Origin of the sequence: Roseobacter sp. FCG-D35 (assembly GCF_033436665.1) — a bacterium.
Taxonomy (GTDB): domain Bacteria; phylum Pseudomonadota; class Alphaproteobacteria; order Rhodobacterales; family Rhodobacteraceae; genus JAWQFO01.
This window is the reverse complement of the sequence record NZ_JAWQFO010000003.1, coordinates 222,783-243,295: the sequence shown is the minus strand read 5'-3', so window position 1 is coordinate 243,295 and position 20,513 is coordinate 222,783. Positions and strand designations below refer to the sequence as shown.

The 20,513-nt window shown below is 66.3% G+C and carries 21 protein-coding genes; 7 read left to right on the top strand and 14 right to left on the bottom strand.

Features of this window, described 5'->3' with window-relative positions; genetic code table 11:
- Positions 1 to 3: 3 nt before the first annotated feature.
- From R5H30_RS09480 to R5H30_RS09450, 7 genes are all read right to left on the bottom strand, one after another.
- Entirely contained in the window at positions 4 to 783 is a 780-nt protein-coding gene (locus R5H30_RS09480) for a carnitinyl-CoA dehydratase (RefSeq protein ID WP_318328025.1), read from the bottom strand.
- Positions 771 to 2,810 carry an acetate--CoA ligase family protein gene (locus R5H30_RS09475; RefSeq protein WP_318328024.1) on the bottom strand — a complete coding sequence of 680 codons (2,040 nt, stop codon included), beginning with the start codon at positions 2,808 to 2,810 and terminating at the stop codon, positions 771 to 773. The genes R5H30_RS09480 and R5H30_RS09475 overlap by 13 nt, the downstream gene beginning before the upstream one ends.
- 270 nt (positions 2,811 to 3,080) lie before the next feature.
- A complete protein-coding gene (locus R5H30_RS09470) occupies positions 3,081 to 4,241 on the bottom strand; it encodes an acyl-CoA dehydrogenase family protein (protein ID WP_318328023.1) in 1,161 nt (386 codons plus the stop codon).
- Positions 4,238 to 4,696, bottom strand: a complete 459-nt coding sequence (locus tag R5H30_RS09465; protein WP_318328022.1) for a DUF1810 domain-containing protein — start codon at positions 4,694 to 4,696, stop codon at positions 4,238 to 4,240. The genes R5H30_RS09470 and R5H30_RS09465 overlap by 4 nt, the downstream gene beginning before the upstream one ends.
- Before the next feature lie 18 nt (positions 4,697 to 4,714).
- Positions 4,715 to 5,467, bottom strand: coding sequence for a class II aldolase and adducin N-terminal domain-containing protein (locus R5H30_RS09460; RefSeq protein ID WP_318328021.1), 753 nt, complete (start codon positions 5,465 to 5,467; stop codon positions 4,715 to 4,717).
- Between the two features lie 117 nt (positions 5,468 to 5,584).
- Positions 5,585 to 6,580 carry a DNA topoisomerase IB gene (locus R5H30_RS09455; protein ID WP_318328019.1) on the bottom strand — a complete coding sequence of 332 codons (996 nt, stop codon included), beginning with the start codon at positions 6,578 to 6,580 and terminating at the stop codon, positions 5,585 to 5,587.
- A 51-nt stretch (positions 6,581 to 6,631) separates the two neighbouring features.
- Positions 6,632 to 7,105 carry a VOC family protein gene (locus R5H30_RS09450; RefSeq protein WP_318328018.1) on the bottom strand — a complete coding sequence of 158 codons (474 nt, stop codon included), beginning with the start codon at positions 7,103 to 7,105 and terminating at the stop codon, positions 6,632 to 6,634.
- On the opposite strand from R5H30_RS09450, the gene ade reads away from it, so the two are divergent.
- The 3 genes from ade (at position 7,104) to R5H30_RS09435 (ending at position 10,802) form a co-directional block, all read left to right on the top strand.
- Complete coding sequence (gene ade / locus R5H30_RS09445) at positions 7,104 to 8,906, top strand: adenine deaminase (protein WP_318328017.1); 1,803 nt, start codon at positions 7,104 to 7,106, stop codon at positions 8,904 to 8,906. The two genes, R5H30_RS09450 and ade, sit on opposite strands and share 2 nt — an antisense overlap.
- On the top strand, positions 8,903 to 10,366 hold the full coding sequence (locus R5H30_RS09440) for an AMP nucleosidase (protein ID WP_318328015.1): 1,464 nt from the start codon (positions 8,903 to 8,905) through the stop codon (positions 10,364 to 10,366). The genes ade and R5H30_RS09440 overlap by 4 nt, the downstream gene beginning before the upstream one ends.
- A gap of 148 nt (positions 10,367 to 10,514) precedes the next feature.
- Positions 10,515 to 10,802 carry an HU family DNA-binding protein gene (locus tag R5H30_RS09435; protein WP_318328013.1) on the top strand — a complete coding sequence of 96 codons (288 nt, stop codon included), beginning with the start codon at positions 10,515 to 10,517 and terminating at the stop codon, positions 10,800 to 10,802.
- Positions 10,803 to 10,865: 63 nt separating this feature from the next.
- On the opposite strand, the gene R5H30_RS09430 is transcribed toward R5H30_RS09435, so the two are convergent.
- Both R5H30_RS09430 and R5H30_RS09425 read right to left on the bottom strand, forming a co-directional pair.
- The gene (locus R5H30_RS09430; RefSeq protein WP_318328012.1) at positions 10,866 to 11,399 is read right to left on the bottom strand and encodes a cysteine dioxygenase family protein; all 534 of its coding nucleotides are present in this window, start codon (positions 11,397 to 11,399) and stop codon (positions 10,866 to 10,868) included.
- Between the two features lie 65 nt (positions 11,400 to 11,464).
- Positions 11,465 to 12,118, bottom strand: coding sequence for an ATP-dependent Clp protease proteolytic subunit (locus R5H30_RS09425; protein WP_318328011.1), 654 nt, complete (start codon positions 12,116 to 12,118; stop codon positions 11,465 to 11,467).
- A gap of 99 nt (positions 12,119 to 12,217) precedes the next feature.
- On the opposite strand from R5H30_RS09425, the gene R5H30_RS09420 reads away from it, so the two are divergent.
- Together R5H30_RS09420 and R5H30_RS09415 are read left to right on the top strand one after the other, a co-directional pair.
- Positions 12,218 to 13,111: a DMT family transporter gene (locus tag R5H30_RS09420; protein WP_318328010.1), complete on the top strand. Its 894-nt coding sequence runs from the start codon at positions 12,218 to 12,220 to the stop codon at positions 13,109 to 13,111.
- Between the two features lie 162 nt (positions 13,112 to 13,273).
- Positions 13,274 to 13,474: a hypothetical protein gene (locus R5H30_RS09415; protein WP_318328009.1), complete on the top strand. Its 201-nt coding sequence runs from the start codon at positions 13,274 to 13,276 to the stop codon at positions 13,472 to 13,474.
- Between the two features lie 30 nt (positions 13,475 to 13,504).
- On the opposite strand, the gene R5H30_RS09410 is transcribed toward R5H30_RS09415, so the two are convergent.
- The 3 genes from R5H30_RS09410 to R5H30_RS09400 form a co-directional block, all read right to left on the bottom strand.
- Positions 13,505 to 14,131, bottom strand: a complete 627-nt coding sequence (locus R5H30_RS09410) for a class I SAM-dependent DNA methyltransferase (RefSeq protein ID WP_318328008.1) — start codon at positions 14,129 to 14,131, stop codon at positions 13,505 to 13,507.
- Between the two features lie 37 nt (positions 14,132 to 14,168).
- Positions 14,169 to 15,683: a DUF1254 domain-containing protein gene (locus R5H30_RS09405; protein WP_318328006.1), complete on the bottom strand. Its 1,515-nt coding sequence runs from the start codon at positions 15,681 to 15,683 to the stop codon at positions 14,169 to 14,171.
- An 82-nt stretch (positions 15,684 to 15,765) separates the two neighbouring features.
- A complete protein-coding gene (locus R5H30_RS09400; protein ID WP_318328005.1) occupies positions 15,766 to 16,287 on the bottom strand; it encodes a glutathione peroxidase in 522 nt (173 codons plus the stop codon).
- 138 nt (positions 16,288 to 16,425) lie between these two features.
- Here R5H30_RS09400 and msrB point away from each other — a divergent pair, with 138 nt between their 5' ends.
- Positions 16,426 to 16,875 (top strand): peptide-methionine (R)-S-oxide reductase MsrB, encoded by a 450-nt coding sequence (msrB, locus tag R5H30_RS09395; protein WP_318328004.1) that lies wholly within the window; start codon positions 16,426 to 16,428, stop codon positions 16,873 to 16,875.
- Positions 16,872 to 17,393, top strand: coding sequence for a peptide-methionine (S)-S-oxide reductase MsrA (gene msrA, locus R5H30_RS09390; RefSeq protein ID WP_318328002.1), 522 nt, complete (start codon positions 16,872 to 16,874; stop codon positions 17,391 to 17,393). The genes msrB and msrA overlap by 4 nt, the downstream gene beginning before the upstream one ends.
- A 6-nt stretch (positions 17,394 to 17,399) precedes the next feature.
- Here the strand turns inward: msrA and R5H30_RS09385 are convergent, their stop codons facing one another.
- Together R5H30_RS09385 and queG are read right to left on the bottom strand one after the other, a co-directional pair.
- Positions 17,400 to 19,409, bottom strand: a complete 2,010-nt coding sequence (locus tag R5H30_RS09385) for a hydantoinase/oxoprolinase N-terminal domain-containing protein (RefSeq protein WP_318328001.1) — start codon at positions 19,407 to 19,409, stop codon at positions 17,400 to 17,402.
- Positions 19,410 to 19,425: 16 nt separating this feature from the next.
- On the bottom strand, positions 19,426 to 20,460 hold the full coding sequence (gene queG / locus R5H30_RS09380) for a tRNA epoxyqueuosine(34) reductase QueG (RefSeq protein WP_318328000.1): 1,035 nt from the start codon (positions 20,458 to 20,460) through the stop codon (positions 19,426 to 19,428).
- Between the last annotated feature and the right edge of the window lie 53 nt (positions 20,461 to 20,513).

Below are 20,513 nucleotides of genomic sequence, written 5' to 3'. Positions count from 1 at the left end.
CGCTCAGCAGCCTTTCCAGACCGGATCGCGCTTTTCGGCAAACGCGCGCGCGCCTTCCAGCTGATCCTCAGAAGAATAGAGCCTGTCGACGGTTCCGAGCTGCCGTCGCGTGATCCGGTTCATCGCGTCCTGGAACTTGGAATCCTCGGCGTCGCGCACGATCTCCTTGATCGCGGCGTAGACCAGTGGCGGTCCGGAGGCAAGCAGGGCCGCCAGCGACCGCGCCCGGTCCATCAGGTCCGCCGCCGGCACGATCTCGTTCACCAACCCCCAGCGATGGGCCTCCTCGGCGTCGAACCAGCGCCCGGTGAACAGGAGTTCCATCGCGATGTGATAGGGAATGCGCTTGGGCAGCTTCACGCTGGCGGCGTCCGCAACGGTGCCCGAGCGGATTTCCGGCAGGGCAAAGGTCGCGTGGTCCGCGGCCAGGATCATGTCCGCCGACAGCGCCAGTTCCAGCCCGCCGCCGCAGCAGATGCCATTCACCGCGGCGATTACCGGCTTGTTCATCGCGCGCATCTCCTGCAGCCCGCCGAAGCCCCCGACGCCATAGTCGCCGTCCACCGCGTCGCCATCCGCCGCCGCCTTGAGATCCCAGCCCGGACAGAAGAACTTCTCGCCGCCGCCGGTCACGATCGCCACGCGCAGGTCCGGATCGTCGCGGAAATCGCGGAAGACTTCGCCCATGATGCGCGAGGTCGCAAGGTCGATGGCATTGGCCTTGGGCCGGTCCAGCGTGACCTCGAGCACGGCGCCATCGCGCCTGGTCTTCACGGTTTCCATTCGTCTCTCCTTTCCGGGGCTATCGAAATCAGCGCGTCGGCGGCGACGGCGCGGTCCGGGGTGCAGATCAGCGGATTGATCTCGACCTCGCCAACCCGGTCCACATGGGCCAGAACGAAATCCTGGACACCAAGCACGGCCACGATCACCGCGTCCAGCTTTGCGGCAGGCTTGCCCCGATACCCGGCAAGCAATGGCCAGATCCGCAGGCGACGCAGGGCGGCATCCACATCTTCGGCTGTGACGGGTAGCAAAAGCGCCACCGTGTCCTGCCAGAGCTCGGTCAGCACGCCACCGGCGCCGAGGGTCAGCAGGAAACCATGCGCCGGGTCGCGGGTCACACCGACAAGCAGTTCCGCGACGCCGCCCTCGACCATCTCTTCGACGAGATACTGCGCGGCGGCCATCTCACGGGCCGCTTCGCATAGCGCACCCGCGTCGAGGTTCAGGCACACGGCACCGGCCTCGGACTTGTGCGCGAACCCCAGACCCTTGAGCACCAGCGGACCTTCGAGTGCGCCGATCCCTTCCTTCGTCAACGCGGCATGGTCGATCACGATTCCCTTCGGGATCTCGACCCCATGCTGCTTCAGCAAGGCCTTGGCCGCATCTTCGCCCAGGACGACGCCTGACCGTTCCGGCCCCGGCGGCAGGGCCGGCGTCGCGGCGGGGGTCAGGGGGTTGGCCGCGATCTCGATCGCCATAATCGCCTCGTCGAGACCGCAGAGCGGGGTGACGCCCCCGGCCAGAAGCTCGCTGGCGACCTCCTGCGGCATGAGTTCGGGTAGCGTCGAGACCACGGCGAAAGGTCTCCCGGTCTGCGCCCGCGCGCCGATCGCCGCCTGCGTCGCACAGGCCCAGTCGCCGGCATCGGTATGCGGGTAGTCGACAACGCTCAAGGTCAGTCCGATGGTCTCCGCAGCCATCGCGCTCCAGGCATCGGTCATGCGCGCGGCGTCACCCCAGATGTAGGTGTTGTAGTCGAGCGGGTTCGACAGCGCGACCATCGGTCCCAACGCCTGGCGCAGATGTCGCGTCTGCGCCCCGGTCAGATGCGGAAACTCAAGCGCGCGGCCATACGCTGCGTCCGCGACCAAGCTCGCCTCCCCACCCGAACAGCTGATCGCCGAGAGCCGTCCGCTTTCCAGGTCGCCCGTGCAATGCAGCAGCTTCAGGGTCTCGAGAAAGGTCGGAAGATCGTGGACCCGCGCGATACCGAGTCGCCTCAGCAGCGCCGCCGCCCCGGCATCGTCGCCGGCCAGCGAGGCGGTGTGCGAGACGGTCGCCCGCCGCGCCTGTTCGGATGCACCGACCTTGAGGGCGACGAGCGGAACACGCCTCTCAGCGGCCTTCAGCGCAAGCGCGTGCCACGCCACCGTGTTGCCGAAGCCCTCGATATGCAGCCCGATGGCCGTGACACGGTCGTCGTCAAGCAGCGCCGCCGCGATCTCGGATTGCGCGGTCTGCGCCATGTTCCCGCAGGTGACCATGTAGGCGATCGGCAGCGCCCGGCGCTGCATCGTCAGGTTGATCGCGATGTTGGAGCTCTGCGTCAGGATGGCGACGCCGCGATCAACTGCAACGCATCCGTGCTGGTCGGGCCAGAGCAGCGCCCGGTCAAGCGCATTGATGTAGCCATAACAGTTCGGGCCGAGAATTGGCATGGCCCCGGCAGCCGCTACCAGCCGCGCCTGAAGCTCCGAAGCCGCGCCGTCCTCTGCCCATGCTTCCGAGAAACCGGAGGCGAAACAAACGGCGCCGCCGGCGCCCATCTCTGACCATTGCGCAACCATGTCGACCGTGGCGGCCCGGTTGACGCCGACGAACACCGCATCCGGCGCGTCGGGCAAGGCCGAGATCTCCGGGTAGGACAGGACACCGGCAATGTCTGCACGGGTCGGGTGAACCGGCCAGATGTCACCTTCGAACCCCATTTCGAGGCACTGGCTCACGACATTGCGGCACCAGGTCCCGCCGCCGACGACGGCGATCGATCTCGGACGGAAAAGCCGGGAAAAGTCACGCATGACGGCCTCTGCGCCGCACCGCGAGTTTCTTGCCTCCGGCGGGGATATTTTTGAACCAGAGAGGTAACGGTTTCTCAACCTTGTCCGGACAGATTTCCGGTGCGGTACAGGCGGGGACGCCGATGACCGCAACCGGAGAGGGCCTCCCGTCGCATCTTTCGGCGGGAGGCTCGACCGCCGTCGCACGTCTTCTCTGGTTCACAAATATCCCGGGGGTGCGGGGGCAGAGCCCCCGCGCCCGCCGACGTGACGCAGTCACGGCGGAAGACCTCATGCCCCGAGCGCTCGCAGCAACTCGCGGCTGATGATGTGACGCTGAATCTCGCTGGTACCATCCCAGATCCGTTCCACCCGCGCATCGCGCCAGAAACGTTCCAGCGGATAGTCGTCCATCAGCCCCATGCCGCCGTGGACCTGGATCGCGGCATCGGTGATCCGGGCCAGCATCTCCGAGGCGTAAAGCTTGGCCGACGCGATCTCGCGGTTCGCAGGCATGGCACGGTCGAGCCGATCCGCGGCGGCCAGCGTCAGCAGGTCGGCGGCGTCGATCTCGGTGATCATGTCCGCGATCTGGAAGCTCACGCCCTGGAACCTGCCGATCGGTTGGCCGAACTGCTCGCGCTCGGCAGCGTAGCCCAGTGCGTAGTCGAAGACCCGTCGGGCGCGCCCGACGGACATTGCGGCGACCGTGATGCGCGTGGCGTAGAGCCAGGTGTTCATCACCTCGAAGCCGCCGTCGACCTCGCCCAGCACCTGCGCGTCCGGCAGCCGGCAGCCATCGAAATCGAGGATCATGTTCTTGTAGCCGCGATGGCTGACGGAACTGTAGCCGTCACGGATCGTGAACCCGGGCGTGCCGCGATCCACAAGAAAGGCGGTGATCCGTTTCTTCGGGCCCTTCGGGGTCTGGTCCTCGCCGGTGGCGATGAAGACGATGACAAAATCGGCGTGATCGGCGCCCGATATGAAGTGCTTGGTTCCGTTAACCACCCAGTCGCCGCCGTCGCGTACGGCGGTGCATTTCATGCCGCGCACGTCCGACCCGGCGCCCGGCTCGGTCATCGCGAGGGCGTCCATGCGGTCGCCACGTACCGCTGGCATCAGGTAGCGGTCGACCTGGTCGCCTTCGCAGGCCATCAGGATGTTCTGTGGCCGCCCGAAGAAGTGGTTCAGCGCCATCGACCCGCGCCCGAGTTCGCGCTCGACCAGGGCGAATTCGAGATGGGTCAGACCGGCACACCCGACGCTTTCGGGAAAGTTGCAGGCGTAGAATCCCAGCTCGATGGTCTTGCGCTTGATCTCCGCCGCGATTTCGGCTGGCACCTCGCCGGTGCGCTCGACCAGCGCCTCGTGCGGGTAGATTTCCTTTTCCACGAAACTGCGGACCGTGTCCGCGATCATGGCGTGCTCTTCGGTCAGCCCGTAGTTCATTCCCTGCCCCTTGTGTTGCGGCTCTCCTGCCGCTGCTTTTCCAGTATCCGCATCGTCATCTGACAGGCCTCTCCACCGTAAAAGGTGTCGATCAGATCCGAGAACATGCCCCGTTTGGTGGAAACCTCGCGAAAGAGCGTGGCGCAGGAGCGCAGCTTCATCGCATCGACGGCACCCATGATCTGCGCGGCACTGCGGCCGGAATGGCCGAGAACCAGTGCCGCGCAGTCCTGCAGGCGTGGGCCGAGCGTGGCATGCGCGTCGTAAGCGCGGGCCTCGTCCGCATCGGCAAGCCCGTAGAGCTGCGCCATCGCCGAGGACCCGAGCCCGCGCAGTTGCGGGAAGACGAACCACATCCAGTGGCTCTCTTTGCGACCCGCGGCGAGTTCGGCGCGTACGCGCGCGATGACCGGCGCCTGCGCCGTCACGAACCGCTCCAGCCCGTCTTCGGTCATGTCCCGGAACCTTCGCGGCTACTTGTCGTAGTCGGAGCCTTCCTCATCGAGGATCGCCTTGAGCTCCGCCAGATGCCGCTCGTCCTGCTCGGGGTAGTCCTCGATCATCTGTGCGGTCTTTTCGGCCACATCGTCGGGCAGGTAGCGCAGCGCTTGCCCGGTCTGCAGCGCCCGGATGTAGGTTTCTGCCGCGCGTTCGAAATAGAACAGCCGGTTGAAGGTGTCGGCCACGGTATCGCCGATCACCATCAAACCGTGGTTGCCCATCACCATAACCTTCTTTTTCGGATCGTCGAAGAGCCGCGCGCAGCGGTTGCCCTCATCCTCGAGCGCAAGACCGTCGTAGTGATCGTCGACGACGACGCGGTTGTAGAACATCGCCGAGTTCTGGTCGATCGCGGGCAACCGGCTGTCAGCGAGGCTGGCAAGAACCGTCGCGTGGATCGAATGCACGTGCATCGCGCAGCGCGCATGCGGGCAGTGCCGGTGAATGCCGCCGTGCAGGCCCCATGCGGTTATGTCGGCATCGACGTCCTTCATGCAGTCCGGGTCGTTGGCGTCCATCTCGATGAGATCGCTCGCTTTTATCCGGCTGAAATGCATCTGGTTGGGGTTCATCAGGAACTTCGTGCCGTCGTCGTTAACCGCCATCGAGAAGTGGTTGGCCACGGCCTCGTGCAGGTTCAGGCGCGCGGTCCAGCGGAAGGCGGCGGCGAGGTCCACCCGCTCCTGCCAGTGGGTCATGTTCGGGCGCAAGCTGGTTACGGTCATCGGCTCTCTCCTCTGCGGTCTTGCATTCGCGCGCATGACACCACTTCCGGCGGGCAAAGACCAATCGAAAAGCGACCGGGACGGTCGCTGCAGGACAGGCCGTTGCGTGACCGAGGGTCAGCCGCCCGAGAGAAAGGACAGAAGCCGGGTCTCGGACTTTCGCAGACCGGCACGCTCGGCACCGTCGCCGATCGCCTCTTGGCGCGCGTCCGGATCCAGTTCGGCAAGCTCGATGATCGCCGGATGGATATAGCTCTTGCGGGCGATGGCGGGCGTGTTGTGCAACCGCTCGGCGGCGGCCTCGGACATCGCCCGGATGGTCAGCGGCTCGGGTTTCAGGGCGACCTCGAGGGCCGCGACGCTGCCGTTCCAGGTGCGGAAGGTCTTGGCCGTCATGGTCTCGTCGCCGGTGAACTCGGCAAGACGCGTGTTGACCTCTTCCGAAGTGACCTCGCGCGCATTGCCGTCCTCGTCGAGCCAGGACACCAGCGCCTTGCCCGGCAGATCGTGCAGGCGCGCAAGCGTGCGGTTCAACGTGGTGTCCTTCAAGTGCCGTTTCACTTTCAGACCGCCCTTTGCGGTGAAGTTCAGCATGATTTCGCCGTCCTTCATCCCGACGTGGTTGGCGCGCAAGGTCGTGGCCCCGTAGCTGCGGTTCTCCTTGGCATAGGCCGGGTGACCGACGCGCAGCGACAACCGGTCGATCAGGGCGAGCACGGCGGCAATCGCAAACCGCCGGTCGCCGGCCTCTTCCTTGAGGTCCCTTAAGATCGCGCGGCGCACGGCTGGCAGCGCCTCGCCGAAGGCCGGAAGGTGGTGGAACTTGCGCTGGGCACGGAACTCGGTCCAGTCGGGGTGATAGCGGTACTGCTTGCGACGCCGCGCGTCGCGGCCCGTCGCCTGCAGGTGGCCGTTGGCGCGCGGCGAGATCCAGACGTCCTCGTAGGCCGGCGGAACGGCAAGGGCGGCGATGCGGGCGCGCTCGTCGGGACAGTCGATGCGGGTGCCGTCGGGCGCAATGTAGCTGAACCCGCGCCCCTGCCGCCGGCGCGTGATGCCCGGCGCGGTATCGGGATAGTAGACAAGTCCGGGTATCTTGCGTTCGGCCAGCATGGTCGGGGTCACCTCGGCGGGGAAACGCCAACGGCAGCACGCCGGTTCCCGTCAGAGCGGGCGGCTTGGCACCCAGGCGTATCCGTCGGCGCAGAGGATATAGGCCTCGCGCAGACCGTGCGGCTTGTCGGTGGGCGGTTGCAGGATCGTGCCACCCGCCGCCTCGGCCTTTTGCGCCGCAACATCCGGATCGCTGTCGTAGAGCCTGATTTCGAGGCCCGCACCGCGCGGCGGGGTCTCGGGCAGCAGGCCAAGCAACGGGTTGGAGTGATAGGTTCCGTCCGCGTGAATCTGGAACAGCATTTCGCCGTAGCGCAGGATGGCGAAGTCCCGGCTGACCCTGTGCGCTGTCATGCCGAAGACCTCGCCCAGAAACGCGGCCTGCGCCGGAACGTCGCGCACCAGCAGGTTCAGGCCGATGCCGCGCAAGGACGCGCCGAAGTCCTCGGCGCTGACAGTCTCGAGGTCCTGCGCGTCCGCTGCCACCGCTTGAACCTTTCCCGGCCCCGTGCCACCAAGGGACATGACGAACCTCCCCGTTTCTCCCTGGCCCGACGTCGCCGCCGAGCTGATCGCGACGGCCACCGGCCGACGCCCTGCCGATACCGTGATCAAGGGCGGGGTCTGGGTCAACGTGCACAGCCGCGAAATCCTGCCGGGTCACGACATCGCCATTACCGCGGGGCGCATCGCCTGCGTGGTCCCCGACGCGGGCTACTGCACCGGACCCGACACGCAGATCATCGAGGCTGACGGGCGCTACATGGTCCCCGGTCTCTGCGACGCGCACATGCACATCGAAAGCGGGATGCTGACCCCGGCCGAGTTCGCGCGGGCGGTGATCCCGCACGGCACCACCTCGATGTTCACCGACCCGCACGAGATCGCCAACGTGCTGGGTCTCGAGGGCGTGCGGATGATGCATGACGAGGCGCTGATGCAGCCGGTCAACATTTTCACGCAGATGCCCTCCTGCGCGCCGTCCGCGCCGGGCATGGAGACCACCGGGCACGAGATCACGCCCGAGGACGTCGCCGAGGCGATGCAGTGGCCCGGGATCATCGGGCTGGGCGAGATGATGAATTTTCCCGGCGTCTCGAACGCCGATCCGAAGATGCTGGCCGAAATCGCGGCCACGCAGGCCGTAGGCAAGACGGTTGGCGGGCATTACGCCTCGCCCGACCTCGGCCCGGCCTTCGCGGGTTACCTCGCGGGCGGCCCGGCGGACGATCACGAAGGCACCTGCGAGGCCGACGCGATCGCGCGGGTCCGCGGCGGGATGCGCGCGATGATGCGGCTGGGTTCGGCCTGGTACGACGTCGAAAGCCAGATCACCGCGATCACCGAGAAGGGGCTCGATCCGCGCAACTTCATCCTCTGCACCGACGATTGCCACTCGGGTACGCTGGTCGGCGACGGGCATATGAACCGGGTCGTGCGCCACGCCATCGCCTGCGGCTGCGACCCGCTGGTTGCGCTGCAGATGGCCACGATCAACACCGCCACGCATTTCGGGCTCGAGCGCGAAATCGGCTCGATCACCCCCGGGCGCCGGGCCGACGTGATCCTGACCTCGGACCTCGAAACGCTGCCCGTCGAGACCGTCATCGCCCGCGGCCGCATCGTGGCCGAGAACGGCGAATGCCTTGTCGACTGCCCGCATTACGACTGGCCCGATGCCGCGCGCTGCACGGTGCACATGGCGCGTGACCTCACGGCGGAGGATTTCGTCGTCGCCGCGCCGGATGGCGCCAATGCAGTGCAGGCCAACGTCATCGGCGTGGTCGAGAACCAGGCCCCGACCAAGGCGCTGAAGTTCGAGCTTCCCGTGACCGCGGGCCGCGTGCAGGCCACCGGCGAGGTCTGCCAGATCGCATTGGTCGAGCGTCACCGCGCCACCGGTGGGGTCATCAACGCCTTCGTGTCGGGCTTCGGCTATGAGGGGCGGATGGCGATGGCCTCGACCGTGGCACACGACAGCCACCACATGATCGTCGTCGGCACTGATGACGAACAGATGGCGCTCGCCGCCAATCGGCTCGGCGCGGTCGGCGGCGGCATCACAATCTGGCGTGACGGAGAAGAGCTGGCGCTGGTCGACCTGCCGATCGCCGGGCTGATGTCGGACGCGCCGGCATCGGAGGTCGCGGCCAAGGCAGACCGGATGATGCAGGCGATGCGCGATTGCGGCTGCACGCTCAACAACGCCTACATGCAACACTCGCTGCTGGCGCTGGTCGTCATCCCCGCGCTGCGGATCTCGGACCTCGGCCTCGTCGACGTCCGCAGCTTCGAATTCATTCCCGTCCTAGAGTCTGTTTCATGACCAAGATCGTCAAACCCGAGGTCCCGGAGGCCGAGGAATTTCACCACGCCGAAGCGGCCGTTGAGCGCCTTATCGAGCTTTACAAAAGCGCGACCCAGTTCCTCAGCGCGCAATTCGTCGACGCCATGACCAAAGGCGCCCCGAAGGGCCGCGTGCGCGCCTATTACCCCGAAATCCGGTTCCGCACCGCGAGTTTTGCGCGCGTCGACACGCGCCTGTCCTTCGGCCACGTCTCGGCTCCGGGTGTCTATGCCGCGACGATCACGCGGCCGGATCTTTTTGCCAACTACCTGCGCCAGCAGATCGGCCTGCTGATCGAGAACCACGGCCAGCCGGTGATCATCGGCGCGTCCAATACGCCGATCCCGGTGCATTTCGCCGTCGCCGGCGATGCCTCGATTACCATCCCGCACGAGGGCGTCGCCGATTTCACCCTGCGCGACGTCTTCGACGTGCCGGACCTGACCACCACAAACGACGACATCGTAAACGGCACCTACGTGCCGGCGGACGGAGTCGGCCCGCTGGCGCCGTTCACGGCCCAGCGCATCGACTATTCGCTCGCGCGCCTGTCACACTATACCGCGACCGATCCGGACCATTTCCAGAACTACGTGCTGTTCACCAACTACCAGTTCTATGTCTCCGAGTTCGAGGCCTACGCGCGCAAGATGCTCGACGACCCGCAGTCGGGCTACACCGCCTTCGTCTCGACCGACAACGCGACGATCACCAGCGGCGACGGCGAACTGGCCCGGCCCACGCGGACGCCGCAGATGCCGACCTATCACCTCAAGCGAAAGGACGGCTCGGGCATCACGCTGGTCAACATCGGTGTCGGTCCGTCGAACGCCAAGACCGCCACTGATCACATCGCGGTGCTGCGCCCGCATGCCTGGCTGATGGTCGGGCATTGCGCCGGGCTGCGCAACAGCCAGGCCCTGGGCGACTTCGTCCTGGCCCATGCCTATCTGCGCGAGGACAAGGTGCTCGACGACGACCTGCCGGTCTGGGTGCCGATCCCGGCGCTGGCCGAAATCCAGATCGCGCTCGAGCAGGCGGTGGCGCAGATCACGGCGCTCGAAGGGTACGAGCTCAAGCGTATCATGCGCACCGGCACGGTGGCCTCGCTCGACAACCGCAACTGGGAATTGCGCGACAATTCGGGCCCGGTGCAGCGCCTCAGCCAGTCCCGCGCCGTGGCGCTCGACATGGAGAGCGCGACCATCGCCGCCAACGGGTTCCGCTTCCGCGTGCCTTACGGCACATTGCTCTGCGTGTCCGACAAGCCGCTCCACGGAGAACTGAAACTGCCCGGCATGGCGACGGACTTCTATCGCACGCAGGTGGCGCGGCACCTGATGATCGGCATCCGTGCGATGGAGCGCCTGCGAACCATGCCGCTGGAGCGCATCCACAGCCGGAAATTGCGTTCGTTCGACGAAACCGCCTTCCTGTGACCCGGTTGACCGTGCGAAACAGGCGGAAAACAGCGGAAAATGCCACGTTTTTCCTTGCAAACGTACACTAATCGTTGTGTTGATACACAACATCCGGGTAGATTTCGGCAATTGAGCCCAAACTGTCGGGCAGACGAAGGAGAAGAAAATGGCCAAACCGATGACAAAAACCCAGCTCGTCGCCGCTCTGGCGGAGGAAATGGGCTCAGACAAGAAGACGGCCAGCAGCGCGCTGGACGCCGTCTGCACGCTGATCACCAAGGAAGTCGCCGGCGGCGGCGCGGTGACACTGCCGGGCGTCGGCAAGATCTACTGCCGCGAGCGTCCAGAGCGCATGGTGCGCAACCCCGCGACCGGCGAGCAGTTCAAGAAAGACGCCGACAAGGTCGTCAAGATGACCATCGCCAAGGCGCTGAAAGACAGCGTCAACGGCTGATCCCAAGCGGATCGCGATGCTCCAGGGGCCGCCGTCAGGCGGCCCTTTCGCATTCCGGCCGGTTCAGTCCGCGAACATCGCCTTGACCCGCGCGATATCGAGCGCCTGCTCGGTCAGCCTTTCGGGATCCCATTCGCTGCGCTCGGTCTCGAAGAAGTCCCCGCCGTAGACATGGATCGCGCCCGTCAGCTTGGGGATGGGATTGGTGACCGAGTGAATGATGTCCGGACCCAGCGGGGCGACGTCGCCCGTCGACAGCGCCCGCGCACCGGCGGCTTCGATCAGGCCCGCGGGGTCGTCCTTGACCCGGCGCCAGAAGATGTTGTCCTCGCGTCCGCCGTAGATGCCGATCACGGCCCACATCTCGTGATTGTGCGGCATGACGGTCATCTCGGGTTTCCAGACCACGTTGACGATGGTCAGGTCGTGCGACTTGTAAAGCGGCGTGATCCCGCTTTCCTCCGGTTCGCCCAGCGCCGCCGTGATCCCAGAGGGATCACGGAACGCCTTTTGCATGATCTCCGCAACGCTCTTGTGGGTGCTGTCCCGATCCACCGCGCTGCGGCAATCGGAAACGAAATTGGCCAAATCAAACATGGTGCCCCTCCGGTAATGCAGGGACAGTGTACCACAAAGCCGCCGGATCGCTGAGACCGGTCGCCCTAGGCGAGATCGTCCACCGAACTGATGATCCGGCCGACCAGCCCGTAGTCGAGCGCCTCGGGGCCGGTGAGCCAGAAGTCGCGTGCCGTGTCGGCGGCGATCTTCTGCGGTGTCTGCCCGGTCGCATCGGCGAACAGCCTGTCGAAGCGTTCGCGCATGATGCGGATCTGTTCGGCCTGGATCATCATGTCGCTGGCCTGCCCGCCGATCCCGCCCGACGGCTGGTGCAGCAGGAATCGCGTGTTGGGCAGGCAGTAGCGGTTCTCGCGCGCCGCGCCGATGAAGATCAGCGCCCCGGCGCTGGCCACCCAGCCCGAACCGATGCAGCGCACCTTCGGCCGGATGAACTTGATCACGTCATGCACCATGTCGCCGCTTTCGACATGCCCGCCGGGCGAAGAGATGAAGACGTTGATCGGATCGTCGTTCTCTTCGGCCAGCGCCAGCAGGTGCGTCACCGCCTTCTGCGCCACTTTGTCGTTGATCTCGCCGGTCACAAGGACGTTCCGGCTGCGGAAGAAGAGGCTGTCGATCTGCCCTGCCGGTGCCTTTTCCGGCTGCAGACCCGTGTCGTCGAGCATCTGGTCGGTCATCGCGGTCCCTTTCCATGCCACCACGCCACCTACCCTAGCCGCGTCGGCGGCAGTGTCCATGCCACCGCCGGCGCGTGGCGGACGATGGCGCACACGGCCTTGCCCTCCCCCGGGATTTGGGAAACTGTCCGCCCGAACGCGCAAGACGAGTGGGACACGATGGATCTCAAGGCAATCCTGGCCGGCCTGGCCTTTGCGATCATGTGGTCCTCGGCCTTCACCTCGGCACGCATCATCGTCGCCGACGCCTCGCCGATGCTGGCGCTGACCCTGCGCTACGCGATCTCGGGGCTGCTCGGGGTCGCCATCGCCCGCGCGCTGGGGCAGTCGTGGTCGCTCACGCCTGCGCAGTGGCGCGCCACCATCGTCTTCGGCGTGCTGCAGAACGCGGTCTATCTCGGGCTCAACTTCGTTGCCATGCAGACGGTCGAGGCCTCGCTTGCCGCTATCGTCGCATCGACCATGCCGCTTCTGGTCGCGCTGGCCACCTGGATTGTCCTGGGTGAACGCCTGCGCCCGCTGGGGATCGCCGGGCTGGTGGCCGGCCTTGTCGGTGTGGTCATCATCATGGGCGCCCGGATCAGCGGCGGCGTGGACCTTTTCGGGCTGGCCCTGTGCGGCATCGGCGTGCTTGCGTTGACCGTCGCCACGCTGTCGGTGCGCGGAGCGACCTCGGGCGGCAACTTCCTGATGATCGTGGGCCTGCAGATGCTCGTGGGATGCCTCGCCTGCGGCATCGCGCTTGCGCTGTTCGAGACGCCGCGACTGGAACCGAGCCTGCCGCTGGCGCTCGCGTTCGCCTATACGACGCTGGTGCCCGGGCTTGCCGCCACCTTCGTCTGGTTCTGGCTGGTGAACCGGATCGGCGCCACCCGGGCCGCGACCTTCCATTTCCTGAATCCATTCTTCGGCGTCGCCATCGCCGCACTACTGCTGTCCGAACCATTGGGTGGCCGAGACATTCTCGGGGTTGCTGTCATCACGCTGGGCATCCTCGCCGTCCAGATCGCGCGTCAGCCGAGGCGCGACCGCGACCGCGCGCCGGCATCCTGAGAATACACCGGGTCACGTCGATCCTCTGACGGACGTTCACGAAACGCGGAGAACGCGCGGATTCGCGCGTAGCGCGACAAATCCCCGGGAACCGTGTCGTGTCGTGCCGGTTAGTTTCCTGCATCCAAAGTGGAATACGGAGACAACAAACGGAGAGAGACAATGGATATGGGATTGATCGTCATTCTGTCGCTGTTCACGTTCGGCGCAGTCATCCTGATCGCACTTCGCAGCAAATCGATGACCGAAGAGAAACTGCACGATCCGAATTCGAAGCAGTCTTCACTGGCCCGCAGCCGGCCTGATCCGAAGTTCAAGCCAGATCGGCGCGTAACCAACCCGGAAAACGTGGCGCGCAACTAAAGTGACGTCGGTGCGGCCTGTCGGACCGACTCATCGCTTGCGGAAGACACCGATCATGCTGGTGTCGTCCGCATGCGACGGGTCGGGATTCGAAGCGTAAATCGGCACCTCTTGTAGTTTGAAGTCCCTAATTCGATTTTGAATTTCATCGAACTTCCGCGCAAACCCGAGCGCTTCGAAATGCTCGGCATTGATTGCCAGCACAAACAGCGCGTCCTTGGCCGCAATCCTCAAAATTTCATCGACAGCATCCGGCCCGACGTGGCCGTGCGTGAAGGTGCCCGCCGACACGACCGACGCGTAAGTCTCGTCCTCGATGTTCAAGGGTTGCGTCAGATCCGCCTCAAGCGTTTGGCGGTATCTTCCCTTCCGGGCGGCGACCGCCAGCATCTCGGCGGAGATGTCGAGTGCATCCATTTCCAGCGTACCCGTCTTGTACAACTCGTCTGCCACAAGCCCGGTGCCGGCCCCGAGGTCCATCAGCGGACCGAGACCGCTTTCCTCCCTGAAAATCCGGGCGATATGCGCCGGCAGAAGGTAGCCGGTCTCGCGTGCAAAACCGTCCTCATAAGTGTCCGCCCATGCGGCGTAGCGCCGCCGGCTGTCCTCCGGGGTCTTCAGTGCATAGGCCGCGTCGAGGCCCGGCTTTTTCGCCATGTCATCATCCCTGTTCTGGCTCGAACTCCACGCGGCGTCAGGACACGCGCCGGAAGTCAGGCAACTTGAACCTTCGGCTGTTCAACGCCTCCGTCGGGCCGTATAGCCGCATCGCCGGCAGCGGACGCTTGCCCGCCGTTGGGATCCAGTTCGCGGTCTGACCCTCGGGCGCGTTGGGTCCGATCCAGATTGTCACGCCGCCATCGTCATTTTTTTCCATCCCATCGACGTCATAGGAGGACAGCGTGGTTCGGTCCTCGGCGGTATAGATGAAGCCCATCGTCGCGCGGTCATAGACCGTCAGCGCCCAGAACTGTTCCACCGGCATGTCCGCCGGCACGTCCAGCGCGTAGGTCTCGCCGGCCTCGAACGGGTCGCCGGCCGCATCCTTCAGGGCCATGAGGTACTGGGTCGCCGGGTTTTCGGACAGCATGCGAGGCATGTAGGTGCACCAGAAATACTCGGCCGCGCGCTCGATCGTGTCGACGCGGTCCTCGTAGGTCCAGGTAAAGGTATTATTGTCGTCCGCCTGCAAAAGTGACGCGTAGTGGCGGTCTTCCCAGAACAGCTGGTCCTCGGGGAAGTTGTCGTACCAAGCCTGCATGTAGAACCAGACGTCGTAGCTGGCCTGGGTCATGGCGCGCTCGGCGACCGGGTCGGGCGCGAAAGGCTCGCCGTGCCGGATGCCCAAGGTTGCCAGCATTCCCATGATCAGCTTGTCTTCGGCTTTCACAGGCTCGACCGTCACAATGGCATGCACGTTCTCGAAATGCGCCAGACCCCAGAGCGGCATCGTCGGATAGCGCGTGTCGATCGGATCGAAGAACACCTGCTCGGGCGGGTTCGCGGCCTCAGCCAGCGGATACATCCGCAGCCTTTGGGCATAGGTGTATGCATCCGCCTCGCTCATCCCCGGTCCGCGCACCGAGCGGAAGGCAAAGGCCACACGGTAGTTCGGTGAGGGCACGTGGATGTAGCCGTCCGGAATTTCGTCGTCATAGCCCGGCGGCGTGAAGAGGTACTTGCCGCCCTGACCGCCGTCGAGACCCGCGGGACCGACGTCGGCGATCGTGTATTGCCAGGCATCCACGACCTGACCGTAGAGGCTGCCATCCGGTCCCGCAGGCGGGATCTCGAGAACCGTCGGCCCGGCCTGCAGATCGGTGAAGGCCGTGATGTAGGGCGTGGAGGCGTTGGCGGTCGTCGCCTCGAGTTTCGCAGTGGCGACCCCGGAATAGGCGATGATGTCGTTGTCGCGCAGGCCAAGATCCTCGAGTGCCGCCGCCCGGAAACGATAGATCGCGAGCGCGGGCATCGCCCAGAGCGCCGCCTCGAACGCCCGTTGGTACTTTATCTGATAGTCGAAGTCCTGCACCGAAGGCATCGCGCCCTGCGGCGGCTGCCCGCCCAGCGGTTCGAAATCGCGATTGCTCAGGGGACCGGCGGAGCGCAGGGCCTCGGCCCAGGCAGGCCGTTCCTTCGCACCGATGCCCAGAAGCGCACCCGCCCCCAGCGCGACACGGAACAGCCCCCGGCGTGACAGATCAAACATCGGCAATCTCCTTGAGGTTTTCGCGGCCAACCTGCTGCCGAGTGCAGCACAGCGGAGCCGGAACGACAAGGAGGCAGCCCGGCTATCTCAGCAGGCGTTCCACCGCGTTGACGATCTCGGGCGACATCGGTTGCACGGACGATCCCCAGGTTTGCGCGACCGAGCCGTCCGGCGCGATCAGGACCTTATTGAAGTTCCACGCCGGCTCGAAACCGGCCTCGGCCCGCACCTGGCGGTAGAACGGGTGCGCCGCGGCACCGCGGACATGGGTGATCTCGGTCATCGGCAGGTCGAGCCCAAAGGTCAGCTCGCAGAATTCCTTGACCTCCGCCTCCGAGGACAGCTCCTGCCGGAAATCGTCCGAGGGCACCGCCAGAACGACGAGGCCCCGGTCACGATAGCGGTCGTAAAGAGCCTGCAATCCTTCGTACTGGTAGGTAAACCCGCAGCGTGACGCCGTGTTGACGACCAGAACCGGGCGTCCGGCCCAGTCGCCGGTGTCGACCGTTCCGCCGTCGATCGATGCGAACCTGTGGGATGGCATCCCGGCGGCCAGCGCCGTCGCCGTCACCAGTGCCGCTACAAGCAAAATCAGTCGGGACATGGTATGTTCCTCCTGGCACCGGATACGCAGGTGTCCCGGCTTCGGATCAAGACACGCGGCGCGGGATCGGCAAGTTTCGGCCCTTTGAAAATCCGCCGTCTCGCCCCATTTATGCAACAAGTAAACCGGGAGTGTCACATGACCAGATACGAAAAATCCGCCGAGGCGATCGCCGCGCTGTCGCCGGAGGAATACCGCGTGACCCAGCAGAACGGCACCGAGCGGCCCGGCACCGGCAAGCTGCTGGCGAACAAGGAGCCCGGCATCTACGTCGACATCGTGTCGGGAGAGCCGCTCTTCGCCTCGGCCGACAAGTACGAAAGCGGCTGCGGATGGCCGAGTTTCACCAAGCCCATCGAGCACGCGCATGTGGTCGAGAAGCGCGATATCTCGCTCGGCATGATCCGGACCGAGGTCCGTTCGGCCAACGGCGACAGCCATCTCGGCCACGTATTTCCCGACGGCCCGCGCGATCGCGGCGGGCTGCGCTACTGCATCAACTCGGCCTCGCTGCGCTTCGTCCACCGCGACGACATGGAGGCCGAAGGCTATGCAGAATACCTGAACCAAGTGGAGGACATCGCATGAAGACCGAACGCGCAGTACTTGCAGGCGGATGTTTCTGGGGCATGCAGGACCTGATCCGCAAAAAGCCCGGTGTGGTGTCGACCCGCGTCGGTTACACCGGCGGCGACGTTCCGAATGCCACCTACCGCAACCACGGCACTCACGCCGAAGGGATCGAGATCATCTACGACCCATCGGTCACCAGCTTCCGACACCTGCTGGAATTCTTCTTCCAGATCCACGATCCGACCACGCCGAACCGACAGGGCAACGACCGCGGCCTCAGCTACCGCTCGGCGATCTACTACGTGGACGAAGGCCAGAAGCAGGTGGCGCTCGACACCATCGCCGACGTCGAGGCCTCGGGTCTCTGGCCCGGCAAGGTGGTCACCGAGGTCGAACCGGTGGGCGAGTTCTGGGAGGCCGAACCCGAACATCAGGACTATCTCGAGCGGGTGCCCAACGGGTATACCTGCCATTTCGCCCGGCCCGGCTGGGTGCTGCCCAAGCGCACGGCCGAGGTCGAAGCGGCGGACTGACGCCGTTCAGGTGCCGGTCGCCACGCGCGGCCGGCCCACCGCCTCGACCTCGATGCGCGCCTCGACGACGACCTCGCGCCCTTCCACGCCCGCGCTGCGGACGTCTCGGGTCGCCTGCACCGCGACCTCGCCGGCTCCGGCGTCCATGGCCGCCGCACGCGCCTCGTCGCGCAACACGCTTTCCAACAGCTCCAGCGCGCTCTCCAGGTCTGGGAAATCCTGTGGACCGGTGGCCAGATGCACCCGGAACCGACCCTCGCCCGGCACGGTGACGGTGCCGCTGCGCCGCATGTCGATCCGGCCCACGACAGCCCCGATCGCATTGGCCACGGCCGCATGGTCCGGCACGATGGCTTGCGTGCCCAGAGCGGCGGCGACCGCCGGGTAATAGCTTGCCGCCGACGCGCCTAGTGCGATCACCGGCACCTTGAGCCCTGTGTCGAGCCGCACGAATTCAGTAGCCGACGCCAATCTCCTCCGCATCAATTCGTGCCGCGCCAACTGCTCGGGCGGAGCGTCGAAACCGACGTGCTCTTCCCCGAAGGCCGTTTCCAGCAGCGCTTCGGCGGATTGTGCGGTCAACCGGTCCACGATCAGCCGCGCCATGTCCTGCGCGCTGCCCGCCAGCAGCGCGCCACCCCCCGTGCGCCTGCGTCCGAACAAGCGCAGCGCCTTGTCCGCCGCCGAAAGGTCCCAGGCAGAGGACAGGCCCAGCACATGCGCCGCGTCCGACGGGGTCACACCGCCAAGTTGCACGAGGCCGCGCTCGGCCAGCCGTGCGAGCGCCCCGTGATCGATGCGTGCTCGCAGGATGTCGGACAGCGGGTGGACCGCGTCGCCCACCCGGGCCAGCAGCGCAACCTCGCGCGGACCAAGCCCGGCCGGATCGGCGTCGAGAATCCCCCGGACAAAACGTGCATCGAGCTCTCCGGGCACCGCCGAGGCCAACTGCCGGTCGAGCGCGGCATGCACGATGGGTCCCGCCTCTGCGCCCAGCAGCGAGACCGGGAGTAGCCTGCGCGGCCCGAGCGTGACGCCACCCGCAAGCCCTTCGCCAACGATTTGCACCTCGCTGTCGCCGCCGAGACCTGTCGTGCGCATCGCCACAGCCTCGACCATAGTCCGGTAAGGTCCGACGCGCGCGCCCTCCGGGTCGATCGCCGGGCGGCCGTCCCGCAACAGGGCCACGTCGGTCGTCGTGCCTCCGATGTCGCTCACCAGCGCAAGATCGGCCGCGGTCAACCAGCGTGCGCCCACCGCCGAGGCCGCCGGGCCGCTCAGGATCGTCTCGATCGGCCGCTCGCGCGCCTGCGCGCTCGACATCAGCGCCCCGTCGCCCCGGACGACCATCAGCGGCGCCGCGATCTCGATCTCGCGCAGTATCGCTTCCGCCCGGCCGATCAGCGCCTCGATCATCCCGATGAGCCGCGCGTTCAGCAGCGCCGTCATCGCCCGGCGCGGCCCGTTGAGCCGGGCCGAAAGCTGATGCGAGGCCGAGACCGGACGGCCCGTGATGTCGCGCACCAGACGGGCAGCCTGCAACTCGTGCGCGGGGTTGCGCGTGGCAAACTGTGCGGCCACCGCGAAGGCGCCGACGTCGCGCCCGTGTTCCCGCAGAAACGCTTCGATGGCTGCTGCGTCGAGCGCCTGCGCCTCTGCGCCGGAATGACCGTGACCGCCCGCACAGGACAGGATCGGATCGCCGCGCAACGCGGCGCTCAGCCCGTGGCGCTCGGGATCGCCCTCGCGGAACCCGATGTAGATGAGCCCCACGCGCCCGCCCTGCCCCTCGACCAGCGCGTTCGTCGCCAGCGTCGTCGACAGCGACGCCATCGAGATCGCCTCCGGCCCGACCCCGGCCTCGGCCAGTACAGCGCGCACGGCGTTGCCGACGCCGATGGCGAGGTCGTTCCGCGTCGTCAGCGCCTTGGCCGATGCGACGACCGCCTGCTCGCCGCGCATCAGCACCGCGTCCGTATAGGTCCCGCCGGTGTCGATCCCCAGCAACAGAGTCATGTCCTGCCCTTCCCCGTCACCGCTCGGCCAGCCGTGCCACCGCCCAGCGCGCCGCCTCGGCCACGGTCGCGTCCGGATCCTCAGCGCAGGCCTGCGCCGACGGGCGCAGGCCTGCCTGTCCGGAGTTTCCGATTGCGTAAAGCACGTTGCGCACGAACCGGTCACGCCCGATCCGCTTGACGGGCGAGCCTGAGAACTTCGCGCGGAATGACGCGTCGTCGAGCGTCGCAAGCTCCGCCAGTTCCGGCGCCCGCAGGCTGCCGTCGCCGGCCAGGCGCAGATCCCGCGCCGCGGTGGCGAACTTGTTCCACGGGCAGATCGCGAGGCAGTCGTCGCAACCGTAGATCCGGTTGCCCATCTTCTCGCGCAACCCGATCTCCACCGGCCCCTTGTGCTCGATGGTCAGGTAGGAAATGCAGCGCCGCGCGTCGAGACGGTAAGGTGCCGGAAAGGCGGCCGTGGGGCAGATGTCGAGGCAGGCCCGGCAGGACCCGCAGTGGTCGCTCTCGGCCGGATCGGGATCCAGCTCCGCCGTGGTGAAGACCGATCCCAGGAACGCCCAGTTGCCCCACTCGCGGCTCAGCAGGTTGGTGTGCTTGCCTTGCCAGCCCAGCCCCGCGGCCTGTCCCAGCGCTTTTTCCGGTACCGGCGCGGTATCGACAAAGACCTTCACCTCGCAACCCGACTCCGCCACCAGCCAGCGCGCCAGGCGCTTCAGCCGCTTCTTGACCACGTCGTGGTAATCGCGCCCCTGCGCATAGGCCGAAATCGCCGCCCGGTCGCGCCGCCCCAGCACTTCGAGCGGATCGTAGTCCGGCGCGTAGCTTTCGACGAGCATCACCACCGAGCGCGCCGCGGGCCAGAGCGCTGCCGGATCGCCGCGCCAGTGCATCCGCTCGGCCATCCAGCCCATCTGGCCGTGGTATCCCGCCGCGACAAACGCCTCGAGCCGCGCGGCCACCTCGGGCACCGCGTCAGGCCGGCAAACCCGCGCCGCGACGAAACCCTCCTCGAGGGCCCGGGCCACCAGCCGGTCCTTCAGCGCGGCCATGTTTCTTCGGTTGAGAAATATCCTCGGGGGGAGCCGCCACCGGCGGCGGGGGG